Source organism: Salinicola sp. CR57 (assembly GCF_003206585.1).
Classification (GTDB): domain Bacteria; phylum Pseudomonadota; class Gammaproteobacteria; order Pseudomonadales; family Halomonadaceae; genus Salinicola; species Salinicola lusitanus.
On record NZ_PZJL01000001.1, the window covers coordinates 411,364 to 436,443 of the forward strand.

Genomic DNA, 25,080 nt, shown 5'->3' on the forward strand with positions numbered 1-25,080 from the left:
AAGCTGAAATCCGCCGACCGCCTCCCCACGGGAGAAGGTCGGCTTGGGCATGTCGAAATTAACCACAAATCTTTGATATTAATGGAATAAATATCGTTTTTTAAAACTAAGGTCTAATGCTTGAATCTCGCCAGATTGGCTAGTATTCCTTGTCGAATTCAAGGCTAACCGTCTTTGAAATTCCTATCGAAAGCATGCCGAAATCCAATGAAAAACCGACAGAAATGACTCGTGATGATTTCAGCACATCAGCTGTCGATACAGCCGTAGGGCCATTCGTTCGTTTCATCGCGCATCTCAGGCTTTGGGATCGGCGGTGTCGTGCCATCAACAGGGGTCTGATGCCTTGCTAGTTCACCGCATTATTATTGCCCTCGCCACGGCGCTGCTGCTCGTCACGACGACGGCCTGGGCCGAATCTTTTCCCTCGCGGCCCGTCACGCTGGTGGTGCCTTACGGTGCAGGCGGCACGACGGACATCTCGGCGCGTCAACTGGCCAAGCTCGCGGAGCCGATACTGGGCCAGCCCGTGGTCGTGGAGAATCACCCTGGCGGCGGCGGTATAAACGCCATGCGCTCCGTCGCTCGAGCCACCCCGGACGGCTACACCCTCATCGCGACGACCTCGTCTCCCTCGTTCGTGACACCGGCGCTGCGTGACGTGGGATACGATCCGATCCAGGACTTCCTGCCGCTATTGAACTATTCAGGCCCCTATCACGGGGTGCTGATCAACGCCGACAGCCCTTATCGAACCCTGGACGAGCTGCTCGAGGCGGCACGAAACGGCACGCGGCTGACCTACGCCACCGCCGGTGCATTGAGCGGGGCTCGCCTCTCTTTCACCGCGCTCTCGCGGGAGACCCACGCCGACCTCCAACATGTCCCGTTCGACGGCGCCTCCAGCGCCACGGCGGCGCTGCTGGGTCATCATGTCGACATCGCACTGGTCCCCGCCTACCGCGACCTGGTCAACGATGGGCGGCTCCGGCTGCTGGCGGTGCTGGATGACGGGCGGGATCCGGATTTTCCCTCGGTTCCGACACTCGCGCAGAGTGGTCACGATATCGAGTTTCCTTCCATCGTCGCGCTGATGGCACCGCGGGGGACGCCAGCCGGGCGCATCGATACGCTCCGCGACGCTTTCACCCAGGCTGCATCATCGGATGCCTTCGCCAAGGTCATGAAAAAGCTGAACCAGCCGGTGCGACTCATGTCCGGCGAGGCCCTGGAAGCGGTCATCGAGAAAAACCTGACCGACTACCGCGAACTGGCCAGCGAGCTGAAAAAATGAAGCCCGGCATCGAGTCATCTCAGGAGAACGCCGATCGCCGCGTCGGGCTGCAGACGCTGATCACGTCGGGGCTATTGCTCGTCGCCTTGGCTGGACTGTTCACGCTCTCTTCCCAGGTCACTGTCTTCGATTTCGGCGACAGCGGCCCGGATGCCCGCTTCTTCCCTCGGCTGGTCCTTGCGCTGCTGGCCCTGATGGCCGGCTTGCGGCTATGGCGCCACCGTCACGCGCTGGAGACCCCCCTGGGTTCAGCCAGAGACTGGAGTCGGACGCTGTTCGCGGTCGTGCTGATCGGCGTCGCCATCGCGGCGATGAACCTGGTCGGCTTTCTCGCCAGCGCCGCGGTGGTCGGCATCCTGCTCTCCTGGCTGCTGGGCGAGCGGCGGCTTTCGCTGAGCGTGGTCCTGCCGCTGGTCGTCGCCGCGCTCGTCACGCTATCTGCCCGTCAGCTCTTGAACCTCCCGCTCCCCTGAATTCAGGCCATTCGAAGAGAACCCGTCATGCTGCTGGACGCCTTCTACGCACTGCTCGATGTGTGGGTCTTGATCGCCGCCGTGGTCGGCGTCATCGCGGGGATCGTGATCGGCGCGATCCCCGGACTGGGGCCCACCATGGCCATCGCGCTGCTGATTCCGGTGACATTCACGATGTCGCCGATTCCTGCCCTCATCCTGCTCCTCGGGGTCTACCAGGGGGCGATCTTTGGTGGTTCCATCTCGGCGATACTGCTCAACGTACCGGGCACCCCATCGTCGGCCGCAACCGCGCTGGATGGCCACGCGATGGCGCGCCGGGGCAAGGCGGGCGAGGCGCTGCGCATCGCGCTCTATGCCAGCGTCTTCGGCAATGTCTTCAGCTGTCTCGTGCTGATGCTCCTGGCACAACCGCTGGCCTCCCTCGCCCTCGATTTCGGCCCCGCCCAGATGGCGGCGCTGATGCTCTTCGCGCTCGCCATCATCGTGCTGTTCGGCGGCGGCTCCATCCTCGATTCGGCACTCATGACGCTCGTCGGTATCACCGCCGGCATCGTGGGGCTGGATCCGATCGAGGGTCTGCCCCGATTCACCTTCGGCAGTTTCGCCGCCGAGGATGGATTGCAGCTGATCCCGGTCTTGATCGGCCTGTTCGCGATGTCGGAAGTGCTGTTGCAAGCCTTCGGCGGCCATCGCCAACCGCGCCCGTCGGCCGAGGTGGGCAGCGTTTCCGGCCATGTCGGGCTGCTGGCGATGTGGCGGATGCGGGTGACACTGCTCGCGTCATCGCTCATTGGCACCTTCGTCGGCATCCTGCCCGGGATCGGCTCGACGGTACCCGCCTTCGTCAGCTACGGCTTCGCACGCTCGCGCTCGAGACACAAGGAAACCTTCGGGCAGGGCGAGCCAGAGGGGGTCGCGGCCCCCGAGGCGGCCAACAATGCCGTCACTGGCGGGGCTCTGGTGCCGATGCTCTCCCTGGGCATTCCCGGAGACGCGGTGACGGCAGTCATCCTGGGCGCCTTCATGCTGCAGGGGCTGACGCCTGGGCCGTTCCTGTTCCAGCACCACGGCGTCGAGGTCTACGCGATCTTCGAGGCGCTGATCCTACTGTCGATCCCCTGCGTCCTGTTCGGCCTGATGATGTTCAAAGGCGCCGTCCACGTGATCAAGCTCCAGCCTCGCCACCTGTTTCCGGCCATCGCGATGCTGGCCATCTTCGGCGCGTTTTCCGTCAACAATTCGCTGTTCGACGTTGGCGTCATGCTCGGCGCCGGTGTGATCGGCTTCCTGTTTCGTCGCTGCGGTTTCCCGCTGCCGCCGCTGCTGATCGGGCTGATCCTCGGCCCCCCTCTCGAGGAGAGCCTGCGTCAGGCACTACTGACCAGCGGTGGCAGTGTCGATATCTTCCTGAACTCGCCAATCGCCCTAGGACTTCTGGGTGTCACGGCGCTCTGTACCCTGGGCGCCTCGTTACAGCGTCTTCGCCAGCGACGCCAAGGGAGCTGACCCATGCCGAACCACTCGCCGACGCCGCTTCGATGCGACTGCCACATTCATGTCTTCGACCGGGACAAGTCCTACGCCTCCTCGACCTACCAGCCTCCCGGCAAGGGCATCGACGCGTTCCGCGCCGAGGGCATGGTGCAGGGGATCGGCCGGGCGGTGCTGATACAGGCCTCCATCGATGGTACGGATAATCGCTATCTGGTCGAGACGCTGCGTGCCCAGGCCGGTATCGAGCTGAGGGGGGTGGCGGTCATCGACGAGCGGACCAAGGGCCTCGACGATCTTGCCGCCGCTGGCGTGCGCGGTATCCGGGTGCAGGACAGGACCCGCCTGGGTCGGAACGATCTCGACCGGCTGCCGGCGCTCGCTCGACGGGCAGCAGCCATGGATTGGCACGTCGAGCTCAATACCGAGCCTGCGCGTTATGGCAGGCTGCAGGCACTGATGACCCGTTTGCCGGCGGACCAGCCCCTGGTGCTCGACCACTTGGGTCACGTATCGCCACACAACATCGAGCATCTCGCCGGCTTGAGCCACCTGCTCGACACCGGCCGCGTCTGGGTCAAGCTTGCGCCGACGCGGGTCAGCCAGTCCCCGGATCGCTACGACGATCTCGCTCAGTTGGTGCATCACCTGGCAGAACGCTATCCCGAACGGTGTCTCTGGGGCAGCGACTGGCCCCATGTGATGACGGCGCCACCGCTGCCCAGCTCGTCGGCCATGATCGGGTTTCTCGAGCGCGAACTGACCAGCGCTCAATTCGAAGCCTGCTTTTCGAGTAATCCTGCCGCTCTTTATCGATTCTAGGCACTGCCTGAAAAGTACTGTGCTCGCCCATGCGGCGTTAAAAATCGGCTCAAAATACTCATTTACACCCCGTAAACTCCGCGTTTTCGCCGATTTTTGCCTTGCCTGGCCTTCGCTCGTCGACTTTTCAGACAGCACCTAGCGTCGCCGTTCGGATCGATTTCGGCAGCCTGGGATGCGTTCGATCCGAAGACGATATCCCGGACATTTCGTCTCGGGCCTGCAGGCATCACGGTTTCCATCGGCCCTGTCGACTCTCGTCTCGAGACCAAAGTTTTATAGACATTTCTTCTTTATAAGCAGCGGTTTAGGTGAAAAATAACTAATCACTACAACCAGAAAAACGCGCTTTAGTGCCATCAGAATTTCATGTTCACTTTGAAAAAGTGGAAGCGTTCAAGCGAGTCATCACTCCCTGAAATCCGCTCCGATCAAGCTCGTGACCAAAACATATTCCCTAACAACCGCTGGGAATTTGTCACCTGGCTTTCCCTCAGCGAGCGCCGACCGACCTTAGGAAGGACAACTCATGAAATCTCTCAAGAATCGCCTGCTATCGAGCTTGATACTGCTGGGGCTCACGGCAGCCGGCACGGCCCACGCCACCAATTGGACCGGATACACCTACTCCGCCGTTTCCACCACGGCCGCCGTAAAGGGCATGGAGCGGATCGCGGATCGTGTCGAGGAAGAGACCGGCGATGATCTGTCGATCACCCTCCACCTGGGAAAGACGCTGCAGATCGCCTCCAGCGACATCACCCAGGCCACCGGAGATGGCATCGTCGACTTCGCCGCGGACCTCTACTCCTCGGGCAACGTGCCAATCGCCCGCATTCTCAGCCTGCCGCTGCTCATCAACGACGATGAAGAGTGGGACAAGGCCTACGCCGTGATGAAGCCCTACTTGAAAGAGGGGTTCGCGCAACAGGGCGTCACGTATCTCGGCAGCTACCGCTATCCGCAACAGGTCATCTTCACGAGCTTCGAGGTCGATTCACTCGACGATCTCTCGGGCCACAAGATCCGCGTCACCTCGCCGGAGCAGGGCGCCTTCGTCGAGGCTTTCGGCGGGTCGCCGATCACGCTCTCCGGTTCGGAAGTCCCGACGGCGCTGGAGCGCGGCGTCATCGATGGTGTGCTGACCGCCAGCGCCGGCGGGGCGAAGAACTGGCACGAATTTCTGCCCTACAACTACCGCCTGCCGGTCAATTACGCATTCAGCGCCATCATCGCCAACACCTCTTCTCACGACGATCTCGACCCGGCGACTCGCGACACCCTCGACAAGATCGTCGATGAAGAGACCCGGCAGATCACTCGGGATTTCATCGCGGACGAAAAGGTCCAGAAGCAGAACCAGGCACAGGCGGGCATGACGATCGTCGAGGCGGATCCCGCCGATATCCGCCGGGCGCAGGAGGCCATGGTGCCCTGGTGGCACGAGTGGGCCAGAAAAGCGGGGCCTGACCATGAGAAGGCATTGGCCGAGGTGTTGAAAGCACTCGGTAAGTGAACCCAGGAGTCATGACGATGAGCGAAGCCCATTCGCACGAAATCTCCTCGCAAGAGCCCTCCTCTCGGACACCGCCCGGGCCGGCGTCGGCCGGCTCCTTTTTCGACATCGTGGCGTCTCTCGTCCGAGCGGTTGCTGGCATCGCGCTGGTTGCGCTCGTGGTGCTGGTCGCCGCGGAGATCGTTTCGCGCTTCTTCTTCAACTATTCGCTGAGAATCGTCGAAGAACTCGCCGGCTATCTCGTCGTCGGACTGACGCTGTTCGGCGCGAGCCTGGCCGTGAGGAAGAACAGCCTGTTCCAGGTCGGTTTCCTGTTCGATGCGCTCCCACGCGCCCTGCGCCACGGGCTGAACCTGTTCTATCTGGCGCTCTCGTTTGCCGTCTGCAGCGTGTTGATCTGGTACACCGCCCAACTGGTGATGAGTTCCTATCAGCGCGGCAACGTGGCGCCCACCTTCCTGATGACGCCACTCTGGATCCCTCAACTGGTAATGCCGGTCGGGCTCCTCTTCGTTGCCATCTTCATCATCGAGCGCGGGCTGGTCGCCTTGCGCAACGGGGGGCGTGACTGATGGATGCGCTCATCGCCTTTGGCGTGCTACTGATTCTGATCGTCGGCGGGTTGTGGGTTCAGTTTGCCGTTGGCGCTGCCTCGCTGATCTATCTCTGGCTGATGAAAGGTGCCGCCGGGTGGAAGGCACTCGGGCTGGTGAGCTGGGGCGCCGCCAACAGTTTCACCCTGGCGGCCATCCCTCTGTTCATTCTGATGGCGGAAATTCTGCTGGCCAGCGGCCTGAGTGGACGCCTCTACAACGGTATTGCGCCATTCATGAAGCGCCTGCCCGGTGGCTTGCTGCACACCAATATCGTCGGCAGCGGCGTCTTCGCCGCCGTGGCCGGGGGCAGCGCACCGACGGCCGCGGCCATGTCCACCGTCGCCCTGCCGGCACTGACCGCACGCGGTTATGACCGGCGCCTGGTCGCCGGCTCTCTCGCGGCGGGCGGCACGCTGGGGATCCTGATTCCGCCGTCGATCACCATGATCATCTACGCCACCTTCACCGAGACGTCGATTGCCAAACTGTTCGCGGCGGGCCTGATGCCCGGCATCCTGCTCGGCGCTTGCTACAGCCTGCTGATCATCGCTCGCGCACTGGCGAAGCCGAATCTCGTTCCCAAGGATACCCAGCAGCGCCAGTTCAAGGATTACCTGCGGGCCGCCTTCGACGTCTTTCCTTTCACGCTGCTGATCGCCTTCGTGCTGGGAAGTATCTATGCCGGTGTCGCCACCCCGACCGAAGCCGGCGCGCTAGGCGTCATCGGCGCCACGCTGATCTCCGCGCTCTATGGCAAGCTCGATGTCGCGATGCTGAAGTCCGCGTTGTCACGCACGCTGACGATGAGCGGCAACGTCCTGTTCATCGTCTTCATCTCCATGCTGTTTGCCTATGCCACCGCGCTCTCCGGCGTGGGAGAGGCGTTGGTCGATCGTGTCGCCGACGCGGGTCTGTCCCAGTTCTCGCTGCTGCTGATCCTGATGGTGGTGTTCGCCATTCTGGGCTGCTTCATGGAAGGGCTGGGCATGATCGCCATCATCGTGCCGGTGATCTTCCCCACCCTCATGGCGATGGGCGTCGACCCGGTCTGGTTCGGTGTCTTCGTGGTGATCCTGGTCGAGCTGGGCCAGTTGACGCCGCCGCTCGGGGTCATTCTCTTCGTGGTGGCCAGTTCGGATTCGAAGACCCGGGTCGAGGACGTCGTCATGGGCGTGCTGCCCTTCTTCGCCATCATCCTGGCGTTTCTCGTGCTGCTGATCGGGTTCCCCGATATCGCACTGTGGCTACCCAATCTGACTGCCGGAGGTTGATCCATGGCGTTTCCCCACCCTGATCCCGTGCTGATCGAAGCGGACGTCTTCACCACGCTGCCGCCCGCGCTTCGCCAGACCGGGAAACCCTCGCCCTGGGCCGACAAGAATCGGCGCGGCGCGGCAGTGGACAGTTTCATCGAAGGCCCCTCTTTCGATCTGGCAGGCAATCTCTGGTTCGTCGACATCCCCTTCGGGCGCATCTTTCGTGCCTCCCCCAGGGGTGAAATCGAACTGATCGCGCAGTACGAGGGACAACCCAACGGCTTGAAGATCGATGCCAAGGGTCGGATTTTCATCGCCGATTTTCAGCACGGCATCCTGATGCTCGACCCTGACACGGGCAGTGTCACCACCGCACTGGGAGACGCCGATTCGGAAGGGTTCAAGGGCTGCAACGATCTCCATTTCGGCCCCGACGGCATGCTCTACTTCACCGACCAGGGCCAGACCGGACTGCAGGACCCCAGTGGCCGCGTTTATCGCTGGGACCCCGACAGCGGCCGACTGGACTGTCTGATCGACAAGATTCCCAGCCCCAATGGCCTGGTGCTGGACAAGTCCGGCCACACGCTCTACGTCGCCGTCACCCGAGCCAATGCGGTATGGCGACTGCCGATCTCCCGGAGTCAGCGCGTGGTCAAGGCCGGCCTGTTCCTGCAATTCTCCGGTGGCCGCGCCGGCCCGGATGGGCTGGCGCTGACGAGCGACAACGGCGTCGTGGTGTGCCAGACCGGCATGGGGCTGGTCTGGGTTCACGATGCGCTCGGCGTTCCCGTCGCCGTGGTCAGGTCGCCGAAGGGGCTGGGCACCACCAACTGTGCCTTCGGCGGCCCCGAGGGCCGGACGCTCTACATCACGGAGTCGGATTCCGGTTCGATTCTGTGCGCCGAGTTGCCGGTTTCCGGTCTTCCCATGGCTTCAGGCTGGGGGCAGTAGCGCCCGCCCGCATGCCCATAGCCTATCTGTACAGGTCGATCCCAGCGCGATGATTCTCAATCTCGACGATTATGAAATCGCGGCCCGACGCCGCCTCCCGCGCCCGCTATTCCAATATGTCGCAGGTGCGTCGGAGACTGCCGCGGCACGCGAGGACAACCGCGCCGCGCTCGACGAGCTGAAGCTGGTGCCGAGGGTGCTTCGCGGCGTGGAGGGCCGGACCCTGCGGCAGCGGCTGCTGGGAGAAGAGTGGGCGGCGCCCTTCGGCATTGCGCCGATGGGCATCAGCGCGCTGATGGCGCTTGACGGCGACAACGTCGCCGCGCGAGTTGCCGACCGCGAAGGCATCCCCTACGTTCTGAGCGGTTCGTCTCTTACCCGCCTGGAAGAAGTCATCGAGACCAACCCCCGAGCCTGATTTCAGGCTTACGTGCCCGGCGAAGAGGACCGGATCGAGGCGCTGGTGGCGCGAGTCGCTGCGGCGGGCTACCAGACCTTGGTCCTGACCGCGGATACGGCCGTGCTGGCCAACCGGGAGAACAACCTGCGTGCCGGCTTCTCCACTCCGCTGCGCTTCACGCCCCGACTGTTGTGGGATTTCGGCATCAGACCCCGCTGGCTGTTCACCACCTTCCTGCCGACGCTCCGGCGCCGGGGCATGCCACATTTCGAGAACTCCCACGCCCAGCGCGGCGCGCCCATCGTCTCTCGCCAGGCGGCGCGGGACTTCGGTCGCAAGGATCACCTGAACTGGGACCACGTCCGTCGAATTCGAGACCAGTGGAAAGGCAAGCTGGTCGTGAAGGGAGTGCTCTCCCATCTCGATGTCGCGCTAGCCCGGGACATCGGTTGCGACGGCGTCGTGCTATCCAATCATGGCGGCCGACAGCTCGATCACGCCATCTCCGCGATCCGAGCGCTACCGCGGGCCAAGGCCGAGGCCGGCCACATGGCCATCATGGTCGACGGCGGCATTCGGCGTGGCACGGATGTCGTCAAAGCCCTGGCGCTCGGCGCCGACTTCGTCTTCATCGGACGTCCCTTTCTCTACGCCTCCACCACCGGGGGCGAAGGGAGTCTGGGCGGCGCGGTTCAGATCATGAAAAACGAGATCTATCGTGATCTGGGTCTGCTCGGCTTACGCTCGACCGGCGAAACGCGTTCTTCTCCCGTGCTGCACCAAGCCTAACAATCACGCTCTCCAACGCCCGATGCTGGATGGTTACCCCTGTCTGCCCGGACCTGGTCTCGGGCAGCCCGCCGTTCAAGCGTCCAGTGACCGGTTTCACGCCAGCGGCCTCCGTGCGAAAGAAGTCCACGCCGGGATCGGCGTGTCTCGATGGGCCGGCACAAGGAAGCCATGGCGAGTCGCCAGATGTCGATGACGATCCGATTTTGATATTTGGAGACGACCGGTCTAAATTGGAGTCCATGCAGACGCCAACGACCCCCAGCAAACGCCGCGGCCGCCCACCGAAGGTGGCGCGCACCAACCCGGACACCCGGGACGCCCTGATTCGGTGTGGCGTCGAAGTGCTCACCGAGCAGGGATTCGTCTCGACCGGAATCGATGGCGTGCTGAAACGGGTCGGCGTGCCAAAGGGCTCGTTCTATCACTACTTCGACAGCAAGGAGGCGTTCGGCCACGCCGTGCTGTCACGATACGCCGACTATTTCGCGCGCAAGCTCGACCGCTGGCTGCTCTCTTCCGAGCTGCCGCCCCTCGAACGGCTCCGCCGGTTCACCCAGGACGCCCAGGAGGGGATGGCGCGCCACCACTATCGGCGAGGCTGCCTGGTGGGCAATCTGGGCCAGGAAGTCACCCTGTTACCCGCAGGATTCGATGAGCGGCTGGAAGCCATCCTCCAGGACTGGCAATGCCGGGTCGCCGACTGCCTGCGGCTGGCCCAGGCGCACGGCGAACTGGCAGCCGATACGGATTGTGACACCCTCGCCGCTTTCTTCTGGATCGGCTGGGAAGGCGCCGTACAGCGAGCTCGCCTGAAGTGCGAGCCGACCCCCTTGGAGCTCTTCAGCCAGGAGTTCTTCGCCCGATTGCCCCGTTGAGATCGATCTCACCACCGTCAAACGCCCTCTCCGAATCACCGTTCAATGCTCAGGAGGTTCACGTGTTCAACGCCATTGTCGTGCAGCAGACCGAAGCCGATCGTCGGAGCCACGCCGCGCTGACGCAGCTCGACCCCGAATCACTGCCTCCGGGCGACGTCCTGGTGCGTGTCGAATGGAGCACGCTCAACTACAAGGACGCGCTGGCGATCACCGGCAAAGGGGCCGTCGTGCGCCGTTTCCCCATGGTGCCGGGCATCGACCTTGCCGGAGTCGTCGAGCACAGCGAGCATCCCGAATGGACAGTAGGCGATCGCGTCCTGCTCAACGGCTGGGGCATCGGCGAGGCGCACTGGGGCGGCCTGGCCCAGTACGCTCGCGTCGACGGCGACTGGCTCACCCGGCTGCCTCCCTCGCTGAACACGCATCAGGCGATGGCCATCGGCACCGCCGGCTACACCGCCATGTTGAGCCTGCTCGCGCTGGAGCGCCACGGCCTGACGCCGGATCGCGGCGAGGTACTAGTGACCGGCGCTAACGGCGGCGTCGGCAGCTACGCCATCACCCTGCTGGCGGCACGCGGCTACCGCGTCGTCGCGGCGACCGGCCGCCCTGAGGAGGCAGCCTTTCTCGAGCGGCTGGGTGCCGCCGAGATCATCGATCGCAGCGAACTGTCAGGCCCCGGAAAGCCCCTGGCCAAGGCGCAGTGGTTTGCCGCCATCGACTCGGTGGGCAGCTATACCCTGGCCAACGTCTGCGCCCGAACCAGCCCCGACGGCCTGGTCGCCGCCTGCGGCCTCGCCCAGGGCATGGATTTCCCCGCCACCGTGGCCCCCTTCATTCTGCGTGGCGTCAGCCTGCTCGGTATCAACAGCGTCACCCGCCCTGCCGAGGAGCGCCGGCACGCCTGGGCACGACTCGCCGAGGACATCGAGCCCGCCCTGCTCGACGCAATCTCACGTGACATCCGCTTGAGCGAAACCCTGGAGGCGGCCGAACGGCTCCTGGCAGGAACCGTGCGCGGCCGGCTCGTAGTGGACGTCAATGGCTGACTGCCCGAGGGCCGACATGCTGGCACGGGCGGAAACGAGGAGTGAGGGACGAAAGACTCCGCGACGCCCCGCCGAATGCGTGGTCGTGATTCACGGGAATGCACGCGATCAGGTCTCCAGGTGCCAGATCAGTTTCGCGCTGGTGGACGCCGCGTCGAGCTTGTTCATCCGTCTGGCCGAGGCCGTTCACCGCGGCTCGGAACGGGCGCCGGCAAACTCGGTTTCGATGAAATCGACGAACGCTCGGGTGCGGGCGTTGCTCTGACGGCCACTGGGGAAGACGGCCCACAGGTCGATCGATGGCAGATGCCAGTCGGTTAGCACGGGGATGACCGTGCCCGCCGCCAGCTCCGGCGCAAACATCCACTCGGAGGCAATGGCCATCCCCATCCCGGCCAGGACGCTCTCGCGCACGCCCTCGGCGGCATTCGTTCTCAACCGCCCACTCACGGAAACGTTCACACGCTGGCCATCGCGTTCGAACGTCCACTGGTGGTCACGACCGGAAAGGTCATGGATCACGACATCGTGTTCGGTGAGCGCGGAGGGGTGTTCGGGAGTCCCGGCGCGCTCGAAATAGCCGGGCGTGCCTACCGCCCAGCGAGGACATTGACTGATCTTGCGCACCGTCAGCGAGGAGTCCACCAGTTCGCCCATCCGCAGGGCGAGGTCGATCCCGTTCTCGATTAGATCGATATTGCCGTCATTGAGCACGATATCGACTTCGATATCCGGATGGCGGGCAAAGAAGAGCGGCAATCGGGGAATCACGTGCAGGCGCGCGAACGTGACCGCCATGCAGACTCTGACCCGGCCGGATATGGCGGCCTTGTCTCCCTGGGCGACGCGTTCCGCTTCGTCGGCCTGTTCCAGCGCGAGCCTGGCATGCTCGTAGAAGTCATGCCCGGCCTGGGTCGGCGTCAGCCCCTGGGTCGAGCGCAGTAGCAACCGCACCCCGAGCCGCGTTTCCAGCTGCGCCACGGCCTTGGAGACCGCCGGCTGTCCGACATGCAACAGCCGGGCGGCGCTGGAGAACGAGCCCGACTCGTAGACCTTCACGAAGGTTTCCATCGCGGTAAAGCGATTCATGATCATGCCCCAGAAGTGCGCAAGGCCGCGCCGCTCGATGTCCGGTCAATGACCTGTCAATGAGATATCCGGCTCGTGACAATGCAGGAGAACGGCCCTGACCAGACGAGCGGCCTATTCCTGAGAGGAATAAACGATAGTCCAACTCCCTGTCTACCTGGCATCGGGCAAATCCTCGAATCTGCACCTGTCGCATCCCATAGGTCTGCCACGACAGCGAGGAATCCCCATGACGACATTTACCACGTACACCGCCGACACCGCTCCGGAAGCTTCCCGGTCAGGGCTGGCTGCCACCAAAGCCGCTTTCGGATTCGTCCCGAACCTGCAGGGCAATATGGCCGAATCGCCGGAACTGCTGGCGGGCTACGCCACCCTGTGGGACCTTTTCGGCAAGACGACGCTCACGCCCCACGAACAGCAGGTCGTCTACATGAGCTCGAACTTCGAGAACGAATGCCACTACTGCATGGCCGGCCACAGCACCCTGGCCAGGATGCAGAAAATGGACCCTGCGGTCATCGAAGCGCTGCGTGCCGGCACCGCCCTGCCGGACGCCAGGCTCGAAGCCCTGCATCGGTTCGCCACGCTGGTGGTACGCCATCGCGGCTGGGTCTCCGATGACGATACCGAGGCCTTCCTCGCCGCCGGTTATACCCGCCGCAATGTGTTCGAGGTGATTCTCGGTGTCGCGACCAAGGTGATGAGCAACTACACGAACCATATCGCCCATACCCAGCTCGATGACTTCATGAAAAGCAACGAGTGGACCAAGCCCGGCACCGCCGGCGCCTGAACCCTGCGCCCTCTGCAACTCGACCTGACGACAACTCGACCTGACGACAACGCGCCGCACTACCCAGGAGAACCTCATGTCACTTCAAGCCAGACTGGACGCTTTCAAGGCGGATTTCGAAGCCGGTAACCCGCCCTACAACATGTCACCGGCGATGATCGCGACGATGCATCGCGCGACCGCCGCCCTGATCGAGTCCGGCGCTGCCGAAAACGCCAGGCAGGTCGGCGACAAGGCCCCCTCGTTCGAACTCAAGGACCCGGAAGGCAGGGTCGTCAGGTCGGAGGATCTGCTGGAGTACGGGCCGCTGATCGTGAGCTTCTACCGCGGGGCATGGTGCCCTTACTGCAACATGGAGCTACAGGCACTCGAGGCCGCCAAGCCGGCATTCGAGCGCCTGGGCGCCTCGCTCGTCGCCATCTCGCCCCAGACGGCCCCCAACAGCCGCAAGTCAGTGCGGCAGAACCGGCTGACGTTTCCGATCCTGTCGGATACCCGGGGCGACATTGGCGCCGCCTTCGGCCTGCGCTTCTCGCTTCCTCCCGATCTGGTCGACCTCTACAAGACGCTGAAAAACGACCTGCCGACGTTCAACGACGATCCCAGCTGGTCCCTGCCGATGCCGGCGCGCTATCTGATCGGACAGGACGGGACCATCCTCTACGCGGACGTGAACCCGGACTATACCCGGCGGCCCGAGCCCGAAGCGCTGATCGCCGCGCTGGAAGCGCACCAGCCCACCAGTGCCTGATACCACCACCTGAAATGACGACCCTGGCAAGGGCCGTTCTCACGGGAGTTCGTCATGAACCCACGCACGTTTCTCATCACCGGCGCGACCAAAGGTATCGGGCTCGCGCTATCCCGACGGCTCGTCTCGGCCGGACACCGCGTCGTGGGGTTGGCGCGCAGCGATGCCGATTTCCCCGGCGAACTCGTCACCACCGATCTCGCGGACCGGTCACAGACGGCACGGGCGCTCGATGACCTGACCGAGCGTCATGCATTCGATGGCGTGATCAACAACGTCGGCCTGGTGCGTCCGCAACGGCTGGGCGAGATCCGGCATGACGACATGGACGCGGTGTTCTCCGTGAATCTGCACGCCGCCGTGCAGGTGGCCCAGGCGGCACTGCCCGCCATGCGCCGGCAAGGCTGGGGGCGGATCGTCAATATCTCGAGCCTGACGATTCTCGGTATCACCGATCGCACCGCCTACGCTGCGGCGAAGGCCGGCCTCGTCAGCTTCAGCCGCTCGTGGGCGCTCGAACTCGCCGACACCGGCATCACCGTCAATGCCATCGCCCCCGGCCCGACCGAAACCGAACTCTTCCGCGTCAACAACCCGCCTGGCAGCGATGGGGAACGCCGCTACCTCTCCGGCGTTCCCATGGGTCGCTTCGGCAAGCCCGAGGAGATCGCCGCCGGCATCGAGTTCTTCCTCTCGGAAGACGCCAGCTTCATTACCGGACAGACGCTCTTCATCGACGGCGGCGCCTCGATCGGCAAGGCCGCTTTCTAAAGAACGCCTCGGCCCGGTTTCCCGGGCCGAGGCGCGATCGGACGTCGGTGACGATTCATACCACCAGCGGCGCGAGCCTGGGGGCGATCATGTTCTCCGGGCGCAGGATATCGGCGAGCGAGGCTTCATCCAGCAGGTTCTCCTCCAGCACCAGCTCCAGCACGCCGCGGCCTGAGAGCAGCGCCTCGCGGGCGATGCGCGTGGCGTTGTCGTAACCGATATGCGGGTTGAGCGCGGTGACCAGCCCGATCGAGCGCTCCACCATCTCGCGGCAGTGCGCCTCGTTGGCGGTGATGCCCTCGATGCAGTGCTCGCGCAGCATGTGCATGGCGCGGGTCAGCAGGCGGATGGAGTCGAACAGCTTGTAGGCGATCAGCGGCTCCATCACGTTGAGCTGGAGCTGCCCGCCCTCGGCGGCCATGGTCAGCGCCAGGTCGTTGCCGATCACCTCGAACGCCACCTGGTTGACCGCCTCGGGGATCACCGGATTGACCTTGCCGGGCATGATCGAGCTGCCGGGCTGGCGCGGCGGCAGGTTGATCTCGTTGAAGCCGGCCCGCGGGCCGCTGGAGAGCAGGCGCAGGTCGTTGCAGATCTTGGAGAGCTTCACCGCCAGACGCTTCAACATGCCCGAGAAGAGCACGAAGGCGCCCATGTCCGAGGTCGCCTCGATCAGATCCTTCGCCGGCACCAGCGGCTGGCCGCTGATCGTGCTGAGCCGCTCCACCGCCAGGCGCTGATAGCGCGGGTCGGAGTTGATCCCGGTACCGATGGCGGTGCCGCCCAGGTTGACCTCGCACAGCAGGCGCGGAATCTGCGCCTCCAGGTGGCCCAGATCCTCGCCCAGGGTGGTGGCGAAGGCGTTGAACTCCTGGCCCAGCGTCATCGGCACCGCATCCTGCAGCTGGGTGCGGCCCATCTTGAGCACGTCGGCGAAGGCCGCGCCCTTGTCCGCCAGCGCATCGCGCAGCTGTGCTAGGCTGCCCAGCAGCGCATCGTGGCCCAGCAGCAGGCCGAGGCGGATCGCGGTGGGGTAAGCATCGTTGGTCGACTGCGCCATGTTGACGTGGTTGTTGGGGTGCAGGTGGGCGTAGTTGCCCTTGGCGTGGCCGAGGTGTTCGAGTGCCAGATTGGCGATCACCTCGTTGGCGTTCATGTTGGTCGAGGTACCCGCCCCGCCCTGGATCATATCGACCACGAACTGATCGTGGTGCTCGCCGGCGATCAGCGTCTGGCAGGCGTGGCGGATCGCCGCCAGACGGGTGGCATCGAGATAGCCCAGCTCGTGATTGGCCTCCGCCGCGGCCTGCTTGACCATGGCCAGCGCGATCACCAGCTTGGGATAGTGCGCCAGGGGCACGCCGCTCAGGTGGAAGTTTTCCACCGCGCGCTGGGTCTGGATGCCGTAGTAGGCGCTCTGGGGTACAGGCAGCACGCCCAGCAGGTCCTTCTCTTCACGGGTGGGGATCGCGTCGGCGTCAGTGCCGAGATCCGGGGTCGCCATCATGGTGGGTATCGTCTTCCGTCAGGGGGTTCGAACGGCCTGGGCACCGGGTTGCCGGCGCCGCTGGGCGTAAGGTAACGCCGCGCCGGGTCGCCTGCCCAATGCCGTTGCGTGGTGGTGCATGCGTGGGTGGTATGGGGAAAGGGGAAGGAACGTTTTAGTGCCAAATAGAGCGCAAATGGCATTGACTGAACGTGCGATGATGTCCAGAATCCATTGCAAATGGACTGGGAGTGCCCGGTCGGCGTCTAAACCTCGGTGAGTTTCATCGGGGTTTTTCGCTATCTGGGGGATGCAAAATCTCAGGGTAAGTGCTTGAGCCCCCACTGGTCATATCCATTCCCGACCGTCTGTCTGCCTCCCTCGCAGTAAAATTTTCTCCGCAGTACATCAAATGCCCGATTGGCCTGAGCCGGGTCGAGCACATGCCGTCCGATGGGGCGCGCCACCAGATCGGCCAACTGCAGGCCCGCCGAATTACTGGCTTTCGCGGCCATGCGAATGCTGAAAGGCAGATCATGCTGATATTTGTTGTCGCCGTCACAGATGCGGCGAAACTCCAACTCCAGTTCGTCATCCTCCTTGGCACCGCGCTTTTCCACAATGACGTGTGTGACGAGCTTTTCCTGGCCTTTCTCTTTGACGAGGTCGAAGAGTGTTTCCAAACAGTGCCTTAGCGCCAGATGATACGGATTGGCCATTTCTTCGTGACTGCTTAGCCGATGTTTTTCGATAACACAGGAGGCAAGAATGAAGTTGCTCTCGTCGATTAACGTGCTCAGCCTACCCATGAACGTCTGCTTGTCAGCCCGGTTTCTGAACAGTCGAAAATCGCCTTTCTCCTTGCGAATTTCGTGCTCGTGCAATATCACCAGGTCGTGGCCGAAGTAATCGAATTTTAGCTGCTGCAGTGCCGGCACCACCGTCGAAAGGTAATGCCCCTTGTAGAAAATACAAAAGGCCAGCACAAAGACCGAGTAGCTGGGATCGATATTGACCATGCCGTGATCGCCACTCTCGTCGACGTACACCACGAAGTCGCTGAATCCACGTGCTTTGCCTGTCTTCGGCATCATCGCCTCACCTGTCATCGCGCCCCCTAAAACGTTCGTGCAGTACTCGGCCAATCACCTGTCGTTCCGGCACCATAGAAACTCGGTCAGATCGATTCGGATACCGGTAGCTGATCTTTCGCCTCCGAGAAGTATTTCTTGTTGCCCCAGATGTTCGTGCTGCCGACTACGTAAACCCGCTTCTTGGCTCGAGTTAGCGCCACGTTCAATAGGTTGGGTTTACTGGAAGCCCATTCGGCGGCGCCGGGCGATTGTGACGAAAGCCCCAGCACAAGGATGACACTGTCCTCCTCCTTGCCTTGGAAGGTATGGACCGTACCGACGCGCTCCTTGAGCCAATTACGCAGCCCCTCGCGTCCGCCAAAGGCCTCTGCGGGAAGCGCGCTTTCGAGATGGATTTTGATCCCACTGGCCACCGCCTTGAACGGCGAGATCACGTAGACGCTCGGCGGCTCACCGGTGCGCTCCATATGTGGCTTGAGCATGCTGGCAACTTTCTCCGCCTGCGCAAACACGAAGTGCTTGCCGCTGACGTTGCCGTCGACCTCGAACCAGCGGCTATCGCCCGGCCCGGGAGGCAGGTTGTCGTTACCGTGGAGCATCTTGTCGTTATAGGCGATGCGGTTGGCGATGCTGAACATCGGCTCGTCACAGCGCCGATGCACGCGCAGCGGGCTGCCGACCCAAAAGACGTCGGATATTTCATTTGTGCCATAGGGATTGGCGCGATCCGCCACCACCTGCACCGATGACACCGTCGGCGACCACTTGTACCAGTCGCGCTCGAACTCGCCCTTCGCCATCGCCTCAACCAGCTCGGCCGGCACGGTGAAAACCGGCTCGATCTGCAGTGGATCACCCACGACGATGGCACGTCTGGCCCGCCACAGCGCTCCCACCGCCTGCTGCGGTGAAGCCTGACCCGCCTCGTCGATGAACAGCCAGCCGATCTCGCCTTCATTGAGCGCCTTGAACTGGTTGGCGACCGAGGCAAAGGTCGAGGAGACGACCGGCACGATCATGAACAGCATTTGCCATAGCGCTTTTGCCGCATCACGGTCATCGATTTTTCCGTTCAGCGTGGGCATCAGCGCCATGATGGTGGGTAAAAGCGGGTTGCTGCGATCGGCATACACCGCAACCAGCCACGCCTGGTGCAGCTCGAACGCGCGTGCGGTGAGCCGCCCGCGTGCCTGGTTGAGCGCTTCACAGTGCCCAAACGAGGTGCGCTGTACCTCGGCAGCTTCCAGATCGAGTGAATCATCCGGCAGCAGTACATCGGCGTAGCGTTGCTGTAGCGGTGCGCACTCGGCCTGCTCGTTGTCCCGCCGCCGCTCCAGTGAAGCCAGCCGCTGCTGGCTGACCTCCACCTGCTGCGCGGCGCGGCGTTCGCGTCGCTGCATCTGCTTGAGAATCGCCCGCTGCTTCCAATACTCGCCCAGCGGCCAAAATGGTGTGTTCTTGGCTTGCTGCTCGCTTTTCCACAGCGCCACGCGGGCCGCGAAGCCGCGGTGCTTTTCCGTCTGACGTCGTGCCGAAATGGTTTGCGTCTCGAGATGCTTGAGCGCCAGCAAGCGTTTGAGCTCCGCCTGCACGGACGTGACTTCTTTCTCGGCCGCTTGGAAGGCGCGCTGCGCGGTATTGAAATCGCGCTTGGCGTCACGCCCCTTGGCCAGCGCGTTGAGCGTCGGGATCAGCGTCGCGTAGTGTTCGGCTTCAACCTGCGCTTCGCATTTGGCGATCGGCTTGAAAAAGACCCGCTCGCCGAAGGTATCGCGGTTGCCTTTCTTTCCCAGCGACGTGGCGATCAGCCCCCAGCAATCTTTGTCAGGCGTCAGCGCCTCGACATACGTTTTGCTATCGCGATTGTCATGCTCGGCGGCGAGTTTCTGACCCACCGGCTTGAGATAGCCCAGCTTCCGATACGCCGCTCCCAGCGCCTTGGCCTGCGGCAGTTCGCGGGTGACGTTCTCCACCGCCGCATTGTTGCTCGAAGCCACCACCATCTCGAACCCGGCAAGCTCCGGAATGAGCGTCTTGATGGGCTGGAGCTGGTCGTTGATCTTGACCTTGATATCTTCCCCGAACGCGGCTTCCGGCGCGGAAAGCCCTGCCAGTACTGTCGCCCGCTTGACCACGTTGCACGCCACCAGGTCGCGCAGCATCGTCGTCTTACCGGTTCCGGGCGGGCCGTTGACGGAGTAAAGCCCGGTCTCGGCCAGCTCCTCGTCGATGGTGTTGATCGCAAACTGCTGCATCAGGCTCATGGCGTGGGCGTCTTCACCGGGCCAACGCCCCAGGGGCATTCGCTCCATCGCCAGATTGCGCAACAACAGCGGTTTGCCTTCGGGTAGCAGCAGATCGGGCTGACGGTGACAGTCCCCTTCCAAATAGCGCGCCAGCGGCGAGCCGGGTGCCAACCCTTGTTCTTTGGCCTGAGACAGCACCCGCTCCAGATCGCGAAGATAGAAACTGTTGAGAATGGCGAGTTCGTTGACCGCCGGTGGCGCCTCTTCTGGCATCGGGTCATCTTCTGAAGCCCGCGCACCCTCTGACGCTGCATCAGTGTGCGTGACGGGAGGCACCTCATCGAGCGGGGCTTCCAACCGAGGAGACAGCGCTTCGAGCGCCGACCACGCTTGCCCCTCGGGCGCTTCATCGACGACTGCCGACTCACCCCCCATGTTTCTGTTCAACTCAAAGAGCTGCACGATCAGCGCGGGTGCTTCGCTGCGCGGCGAAAACGCCGTCCAGCCCTGCATCGCCTTCAGCATCTCGACCAGCTCGAAGGTGGTGAGCCAGGGCGGCAATTCGTGTTCACGCTTAAGATTGTCGGCGACAGTCAGAATTCTGTTCAGCCGCGCGCGGAAGACTTCGGTGGCTTCCTCGAATGCCTCGAGCGTTACCGCATCGAGCCGGCCCTGCTGCAGCGCCCCCAGCATCCAGGGCGCGGTGGAAATCGCGAAGCTTTCACGATCCACGATGCCTTTTTCATCGACCTCCACCGTCAACGAGCAGGTCAGCCCCTCCTCCCGGCTGCGCTCCACCCACGCATCGCTTTGATCCGGGTAGGCGTCGCGGGCGATTTCGAAAATTGCACTGCGCTTGAACAGCCCCAAATAGAGCTTGTAGCGATAACGATTGCCAGGGCGATAGCGCTCTCCCGCGCAACGGATCTTCTCCGCGTTCAGCCACGGCAGGCAGTCCGGCGTATCGACAAGATCTCCGCTGCGGTAATGGATCGCCCCTTTACCGTCGTCGATATCCTTGAGATCGGTGGACTCGAAAAACTCGACCTTGTGCCAGAACGACAGAATCCGCTCGGCCTGCGTGGGTGAAGGCGATGACGTCATGCGTTGGCCTTTTTCCGTGTACGTTTTTGCGGCGCCTGGGCGGCGCGCTCTGCCTTGATGCGCGCGAGCAGCGCCTCGGCGCTGTTCTCGCCGCTGATCAGCTCCGGGTTATCCGTCCGCCACTGGGCGGTAAGCTCACCACGAAAGGCCTTGGCGAGGATGGATTGGGTGAGCTGGTTGACGCGGGCAAGGGCGTTATTGACCTGGCGTTCGACAGTATCGGCGTAGGCGAAGAGCTGATCGACGCGGCGGACAATTTCGGTTTGTTCGTCAGGCAAGGGCAAAATTACTTCGATGGCCTTTACTATTGAAGTATTCAGGTTAGGTTGTGCTGCACCTTGGTTTAATCTCCGCAGTGAATCAGTCATAGACAATAGATTATAGTAAAGATAGCCTTTCAAAGGCTCTTCTATGTTCTGAATAGCCACAATTCCGTCATTTATACAACCGGCAATCTCAGTTATTTTTGGAACACCTAGAGTTGCCCCACTATTTGTCAATAGCAGCGTCCCGGCTTCAATATACCGACTTCTTTCCTTCCCTAGCTCTGTAACCTGACTGGAGGTGGTCCGAAGAATTTTATCTTTATCCTTCGTAACTTCTTTAACAGTTATCCAGGGAATATCTCCACCAAAATAATCTGGATGCCCCGCAGGTCGTGGCGACCCTCCCCTCACGACCTTTGCGATATCTCCTATCTTTTTTAAAGGCTCCAGCTTTTTCTCGGCTTTTAATCGCCATTCTTCAGTCAATCTCCCACTCACCGCCGCCGCGAGCACGGATTGACGAAAGCGATTGAGAATCTCGGGAATGCGTTCGAGGCGGGCTTTGGCGCTTTCCACTTGTGCCAGCAGGGTATCGAGTCTGTCGGCGATGACCTTTTGTTCGGCTAGGGGAGCGAGGACAATTGGTGCTACAACACCGTCTTTAGTCCCCAGACGAGGCATGTTAACACCATAGCTAACTTCAGTGACGTAACTCAGAAAATCATGGGTCTTGAGCCAATAAAAAAGATAGCAGTTGAGAACAAATGGCTCAGCATCCATAGGGATAATTTCTGTCGTGCAGACCCCGGGCGCATTTGCAAGTACAACCTTGCTCAAATAGGGTCGTAACTTCCCGTAAAGCACATCACCTTTCTTAAATAAATTTTTTGAGCTTTTGAACGGTCTTTCAGCAGCCGTTTTTCGGGCAATAATCCTAGAGTTTTCTTTCTCTACGTCTTCGAGTTCCAAAACCCAGGTGTCGTCAGACACATCGCTTAAAACACATTTCTGTGTTTTGCCATAGGCAACGACGTCGCCCAGCTGCGCATGAGACCATTCAATGGGCAATTCACGCCGAAGCATCATTCGCCCCCACCCATCATTTCCTGCAACAACACCCGCTGCCCATCAGCTTCGTCCTCGGCGCCCAGCTCACGCATCAGTCCGTCCAGCTCACCGAGCGCCTGCACCAGTTCGCTCATCGCCTCGCCGGCCAGCACTTCGGGGGCAGGCAGATCGGCGGCGTCGACACTGTCCTTGTCCTTGAGCCAGCTGATATCCAGCGAATCCCCCTTGGTGTCGCGAATCCACTCGCGACTGAAACAGCGCCAGCGCGACTTGGCGAGGCGGTCGTCACTCACGCCCTGGTTTTCCTCGCTGGCCTCAGCATCGACGGCGATCTCTTCGGCATTGAACGACCACTCGCCTTCCTGACGTGGGCTTTGGCCGTTGGGGTCATCGCCATAGACCGCCTCGAAGGGCTTGAGGTGCTGCTCGCCGAAGGGCGTGCGCTTGCCGAAGCTCGGCATATTGGTGCGCAGGTCGTAAACCCAGACGTTGTCGGTGCAGCCGGTGTCCTGATACTTGTCCGCTGCACTGCCTTTGGTGAAGAACAGCACGTTGGTCTTCACGCCCTGGGCGTAGAAGATGCCGGTGGGCAGGCGCAGAACGGTGTGCAGGTTGCACTTTTCCATCAGGTCGCGGCGCACCTCAGTGCCAACGCCAGCTTCGAACAGCACGTTGTCCGGCAGCACCACGGCGGCGCGGCCGCCGGGTTTGAGATTGCGGTAGATGTGCTGGAGAAAGGCGAGCTGCTTGTTAGTAGTCTTGTGAGTGAACTCACGAGTAATAGCTTTATCTCCGCCCTTTGCGGTGCCGAACGGCGGGTTGGCGAGAATGACGTCAGCGCTATCGATGTCAGCACCCGCCTGACCTAAAGCGTTACCTAGATGGACCACGCCTTCTTTGCTGCCCTCCATGCCGTGCAGCAGGCAGTTCATCAGTGCCAGTCGGCGGGTGCCGGGCACCAGCTCGATACCGACGAAGGCCTCGTAGCGCTGAAAAGCCTGGTCGCGGGCTTCGAGCAGGAAAAGCTCATCGGTCTGCGCCTTGATATAGCGATCCGCAGCGATAAGAAAGCCCGCCGTACCGGCGGCCGGGTCCTGAATCACCTCGCGCGGCTGCGGCTTCACACAGCGCACCATCGAATCAATCAGCTTGCGCGGGGTGAAATACTGCCCAGCACCGGATTTGGTCTCGTTGGCGTTCTTCTCCAGCAGCCCTTCGTAGAGATCACCGAGACCATCCTGCTGGGCGCTGAACCAGTCGATACCGTCGAGCGCCTTGATCATCTGCTCCAGATGGCGCGGCTCGCGCAGGCGAGTCTGGGCATCGGCGTAAATCGCGCTGATCAGCGGGTCGGCGTGTACCAAGTGGCCATCTTTGTCCCGGCCGCTGGAGAGGCTCAGCAGGATGCGCTTGTAGTCGTCCAGCAGGTTGATGCCAGACTTGCCGTTGAGATCGGTCCAGCGGCAGCCCACCGGCAGCGGGTGGCGCTCCAGCGTGCCGGCTTCGGTATTTTCATGAACCATCTTGATGAACAGCAGCAGCACCAGCTCGGTGACGTAGTCCGAGTAGTTGATGCCGTCGTCGCGCAGCACGTCGCAGAGGTTCCAGAGCTTTTGAACGATGTCATTATTGGACACGATGAATTCCTGTCGGGTTAACCGCGCTCGAGGAAAAGCGCCATCAGCGCGGCATTGATATAGAAATTGCTGCGGCCCACTTTGATCTTTTCCAGCAGACCGATAGAGACCAGTTCATCCAGATACTTGGTCGCGGTGATCCGACTCACGCCCAGGTCTTCCATGACGAACTCGATCTTGGTGTAGGGGTGGTTGAACAGGTTGTTGAGCAGTTCCTGGCGGTAGATCTTGGGACACTCTTCACGTATCCGGTGCTTGGTGTACTGCATCAGATCGCGAATCTGGCCAATCAGCTCGATGGTCTGCTGCGCCGTCTGGCTGATGCCTTCCAGCATATAGAGCAGCCAGGGCTCCCAGTCACCGCTGTCGCGGACCGCCTGCAGCTCCTGGTAATAGCGCGCCTTGGTCTGGATCAGATAACGGCTGAGATAGAGCACCGGCAGATCGAGCAGCCCTTTGGAGACGAGATAGAGCATGTTGATGATCCGCCCGGTCCGCCCATTGCCATCGTAGAACGGGTGGATACTCTCGAACTGGTGATGAATGATCGCCATTTTCACCAGTGGATCGGCATCGCAGAGTTGGTCGTCGTTGACGTAGTCCACCAAGTTACCCATCAGGCGCTCGATCTCTGGCGCCGCCTGGGGCGGCTCGTACACGACTTCGCCCGTTGCCTGATTCCGCAGTGCCGTACCCGGTAGCTTACGCAGGCCCGCTCGGTTTTTCTCCAGCGTCTCCTGGATAACGAGGATGTCATTCAGGCGAAGCAGTCGACTCTGCCGAACGCTACGGAAGCTGGCGCGCAGCGCCGTGGCGTAGTCCTGCACTTCCTTGGTTTGCGAGTCGATCTGGGCTTCATCCGCCACCACGGCACGGTAAAGATCGTCCTGGGTCGTGATGATGTTCTCGATCTCGGAGCTGTGTCGCGCTTCCTGCAGCGTGAGCGTGTTGATCAAGATCTCTTCATTGGGGATGGTGGCCGCAACACCCTTGAGCTCGGCCAGATAGCGATGCGCTTTTGCCGCCTGCTTGAGCACGGCGCGGGTTTCCCACTGGTCGATCTCGGGCAGCGGCAAGGTGGGAAGCACGATGCCCCCTCATTTCATGTATAGAAAAACCGAAAATCTATATATAAAAAACACGACATGCAAAGAAAACCGGAATCTTTTGGCATTAGCGTCACGCTAATGCCAGGAAACCGGCGATGCCTATACATGTCGATGCCATCGACATGAGCGCCACCACCTG

20 protein-coding genes and 1 pseudogene are annotated in these 25,080 nt (G+C 62.0%); 14 read left to right on the forward strand and 7 right to left on the reverse strand.

All coding sequences use genetic code 11. From position 1 onward, the window contains the following. The first annotated feature begins 346 nt into the window (after positions 1-346). From DOM56_RS01935 to DOM56_RS01985, 11 genes and pseudogenes are all read left to right on the forward strand, one after another. The gene (locus DOM56_RS01935) at positions 347-1,294 is read left to right on the forward strand and encodes a tripartite tricarboxylate transporter substrate binding protein (RefSeq protein WP_110707246.1); all 948 of its coding nucleotides are present in this window, start codon (positions 347-349) and stop codon (positions 1,292-1,294) included. Next, positions 1,291-1,767, forward strand: coding sequence for a tripartite tricarboxylate transporter TctB family protein (locus DOM56_RS01940; protein WP_110707247.1), 477 nt, complete (start codon positions 1,291-1,293; stop codon positions 1,765-1,767). The genes DOM56_RS01935 and DOM56_RS01940 overlap by 4 nt, the downstream gene beginning before the upstream one ends. 27 nt (positions 1,768-1,794) lie before the next feature. Next, on the forward strand, positions 1,795-3,276 hold the full coding sequence (locus DOM56_RS01945) for a tripartite tricarboxylate transporter permease (RefSeq protein WP_110707248.1): 1,482 nt from the start codon (positions 1,795-1,797) through the stop codon (positions 3,274-3,276). 3 nt (positions 3,277-3,279) lie between these two features. Further along, entirely contained in the window at positions 3,280-4,083 is an 804-nt protein-coding gene (locus DOM56_RS01950; RefSeq protein ID WP_110707249.1) for an amidohydrolase family protein, read from the forward strand. A 529-nt stretch (positions 4,084-4,612) separates the two neighbouring features. Next, positions 4,613-5,599 (forward strand): TRAP transporter substrate-binding protein DctP, encoded by a 987-nt coding sequence (gene dctP, locus DOM56_RS01955; protein ID WP_110707250.1) that lies wholly within the window; start codon positions 4,613-4,615, stop codon positions 5,597-5,599. A 17-nt stretch (positions 5,600-5,616) separates the two neighbouring features. Beyond that, positions 5,617-6,171: a TRAP transporter small permease gene (locus tag DOM56_RS01960; protein ID WP_110707251.1), complete on the forward strand. Its 555-nt coding sequence runs from the start codon at positions 5,617-5,619 to the stop codon at positions 6,169-6,171. Then, positions 6,171-7,466: a TRAP transporter large permease gene (locus DOM56_RS01965; RefSeq protein ID WP_110707252.1), complete on the forward strand. Its 1,296-nt coding sequence runs from the start codon at positions 6,171-6,173 to the stop codon at positions 7,464-7,466. Before DOM56_RS01960 ends, DOM56_RS01965 begins: the two co-directional genes overlap by 1 nt. Positions 7,467-7,469: 3 nt before the next feature. Beyond that, positions 7,470-8,405 carry an SMP-30/gluconolactonase/LRE family protein gene (locus DOM56_RS01970; RefSeq protein ID WP_110707253.1) on the forward strand — a complete coding sequence of 312 codons (936 nt, stop codon included), beginning with the start codon at positions 7,470-7,472 and terminating at the stop codon, positions 8,403-8,405. A 49-nt stretch (positions 8,406-8,454) separates the two neighbouring features. Further along, positions 8,455-9,594, forward strand: a pseudogene (locus tag DOM56_RS01975) (alpha-hydroxy acid oxidase). A gap of 242 nt (positions 9,595-9,836) precedes the next feature. Next, entirely contained in the window at positions 9,837-10,472 is a 636-nt protein-coding gene (locus tag DOM56_RS01980) for a TetR/AcrR family transcriptional regulator (RefSeq protein ID WP_110707254.1), read from the forward strand. Between the two features lie 62 nt (positions 10,473-10,534). Then, positions 10,535-11,524 (forward strand): MDR family oxidoreductase, encoded by a 990-nt coding sequence (locus DOM56_RS01985; protein ID WP_110707255.1) that lies wholly within the window; start codon positions 10,535-10,537, stop codon positions 11,522-11,524. A 186-nt stretch (positions 11,525-11,710) separates the two neighbouring features. On the opposite strand, the gene DOM56_RS01990 is transcribed toward DOM56_RS01985, so the two are convergent. Further along, positions 11,711-12,613: a LysR family transcriptional regulator gene (locus DOM56_RS01990; RefSeq protein WP_110707572.1), complete on the reverse strand. Its 903-nt coding sequence runs from the start codon at positions 12,611-12,613 to the stop codon at positions 11,711-11,713. A gap of 229 nt (positions 12,614-12,842) precedes the next feature. Here DOM56_RS01990 and DOM56_RS01995 point away from each other — a divergent pair, with 229 nt between their 5' ends. The 3 genes from DOM56_RS01995 to DOM56_RS02005 all read left to right on the forward strand — a co-directional run bounded on the left by DOM56_RS01995 (position 12,843) and on the right by DOM56_RS02005 (position 14,931). Continuing rightward, positions 12,843-13,409 (forward strand): carboxymuconolactone decarboxylase family protein, encoded by a 567-nt coding sequence (locus DOM56_RS01995; protein WP_110707256.1) that lies wholly within the window; start codon positions 12,843-12,845, stop codon positions 13,407-13,409. Between the two features lie 76 nt (positions 13,410-13,485). Then, the gene (locus tag DOM56_RS02000) at positions 13,486-14,160 is read left to right on the forward strand and encodes a peroxiredoxin-like family protein (protein ID WP_110707257.1); all 675 of its coding nucleotides are present in this window, start codon (positions 13,486-13,488) and stop codon (positions 14,158-14,160) included. A gap of 54 nt (positions 14,161-14,214) precedes the next feature. Continuing rightward, positions 14,215-14,931, forward strand: coding sequence for an SDR family oxidoreductase (locus tag DOM56_RS02005; RefSeq protein WP_110707258.1), 717 nt, complete (start codon positions 14,215-14,217; stop codon positions 14,929-14,931). Between the two features lie 55 nt (positions 14,932-14,986). Here DOM56_RS02005 and DOM56_RS02010 read toward each other — a convergent pair whose 3' ends face one another. The 6 genes from DOM56_RS02010 to DOM56_RS02035 form a co-directional block, all read right to left on the reverse strand. Then, positions 14,987-16,438 carry an aspartate ammonia-lyase gene (locus DOM56_RS02010; protein ID WP_232822134.1) on the reverse strand — a complete coding sequence of 484 codons (1,452 nt, stop codon included), beginning with the start codon at positions 16,436-16,438 and terminating at the stop codon, positions 14,987-14,989. 299 nt (positions 16,439-16,737) lie between these two features. Further along, entirely contained in the window at positions 16,738-17,562 is an 825-nt protein-coding gene (locus tag DOM56_RS02015; protein ID WP_232822135.1) for a DUF3800 domain-containing protein, read from the reverse strand. Positions 17,563-17,594: 32 nt separating this feature from the next. Then, complete coding sequence (locus DOM56_RS02020) at positions 17,595-20,861, reverse strand: DEAD/DEAH box helicase (protein ID WP_110707259.1); 3,267 nt, start codon at positions 20,859-20,861, stop codon at positions 17,595-17,597. Continuing rightward, positions 20,858-22,213 carry a restriction endonuclease subunit S gene (locus DOM56_RS02025; RefSeq protein ID WP_198655640.1) on the reverse strand — a complete coding sequence of 452 codons (1,356 nt, stop codon included), beginning with the start codon at positions 22,211-22,213 and terminating at the stop codon, positions 20,858-20,860. The genes DOM56_RS02020 and DOM56_RS02025 overlap by 4 nt, the downstream gene beginning before the upstream one ends. Beyond that, on the reverse strand, positions 22,210-23,832 hold the full coding sequence (locus DOM56_RS02030; RefSeq protein ID WP_110707260.1) for an N-6 DNA methylase: 1,623 nt from the start codon (positions 23,830-23,832) through the stop codon (positions 22,210-22,212). The genes DOM56_RS02025 and DOM56_RS02030 overlap by 4 nt, the downstream gene beginning before the upstream one ends. 17 nt (positions 23,833-23,849) lie before the next feature. Beyond that, positions 23,850-24,920: a Fic family protein gene (locus DOM56_RS02035; protein WP_110707261.1), complete on the reverse strand. Its 1,071-nt coding sequence runs from the start codon at positions 24,918-24,920 to the stop codon at positions 23,850-23,852. Positions 24,921-25,080: the final 160 nt, after the last annotated feature.

What these genes read in the sequence shown, in the direction of transcription:
- DOM56_RS01940 (WP_110707247.1), top strand. Translation starts at nt 1,291, where the DNA reads ATGAAGCCCGGCATCGAGTCATCTCAGGAGAACGCCGATCGCCGCGTC.
- DOM56_RS01945 (WP_110707248.1), top strand. Translation starts at nt 1,795, where the DNA reads ATGCTGCTGGACGCCTTCTACGCACTGCTCGATGTGTGGGTCTTGATC.
- DOM56_RS01950 (WP_110707249.1), top strand. Translation starts at nt 3,280, where the DNA reads ATGCCGAACCACTCGCCGACGCCGCTTCGATGCGACTGCCACATTCAT.
- dctP (WP_110707250.1), top strand. Translation starts at nt 4,613, where the DNA reads ATGAAATCTCTCAAGAATCGCCTGCTATCGAGCTTGATACTGCTGGGG.
- DOM56_RS01960 (WP_110707251.1), top strand. Translation starts at nt 5,617, where the DNA reads ATGAGCGAAGCCCATTCGCACGAAATCTCCTCGCAAGAGCCCTCCTCT.
- DOM56_RS01965 (WP_110707252.1), top strand. Translation starts at nt 6,171, where the DNA reads ATGGATGCGCTCATCGCCTTTGGCGTGCTACTGATTCTGATCGTCGGC.
- DOM56_RS01970 (WP_110707253.1), top strand. Translation starts at nt 7,470, where the DNA reads ATGGCGTTTCCCCACCCTGATCCCGTGCTGATCGAAGCGGACGTCTTC.
- DOM56_RS01980 (WP_110707254.1), top strand. Translation starts at nt 9,837, where the DNA reads ATGCAGACGCCAACGACCCCCAGCAAACGCCGCGGCCGCCCACCGAAG.
- DOM56_RS01990 (WP_110707572.1), bottom strand. Translation starts at nt 12,613, where the DNA reads ATGAATCGCTTTACCGCGATGGAAACCTTCGTGAAGGTCTACGAGTCG.
- DOM56_RS01995 (WP_110707256.1), top strand. Translation starts at nt 12,843, where the DNA reads ATGACGACATTTACCACGTACACCGCCGACACCGCTCCGGAAGCTTCC.
- DOM56_RS02000 (WP_110707257.1), top strand. Translation starts at nt 13,486, where the DNA reads ATGTCACTTCAAGCCAGACTGGACGCTTTCAAGGCGGATTTCGAAGCC.
- DOM56_RS02005 (WP_110707258.1), top strand. Translation starts at nt 14,215, where the DNA reads ATGAACCCACGCACGTTTCTCATCACCGGCGCGACCAAAGGTATCGGG.
- DOM56_RS02010 (WP_232822134.1), bottom strand. Translation starts at nt 16,438, where the DNA reads ATGATGGCGACCCCGGATCTCGGCACTGACGCCGACGCGATCCCCACC.
- DOM56_RS02020 (WP_110707259.1), bottom strand. Translation starts at nt 20,861, where the DNA reads ATGACGTCATCGCCTTCACCCACGCAGGCCGAGCGGATTCTGTCGTTC.
- DOM56_RS02025 (WP_198655640.1), bottom strand. Translation starts at nt 22,213, where the DNA reads ATGATGCTTCGGCGTGAATTGCCCATTGAATGGTCTCATGCGCAGCTG.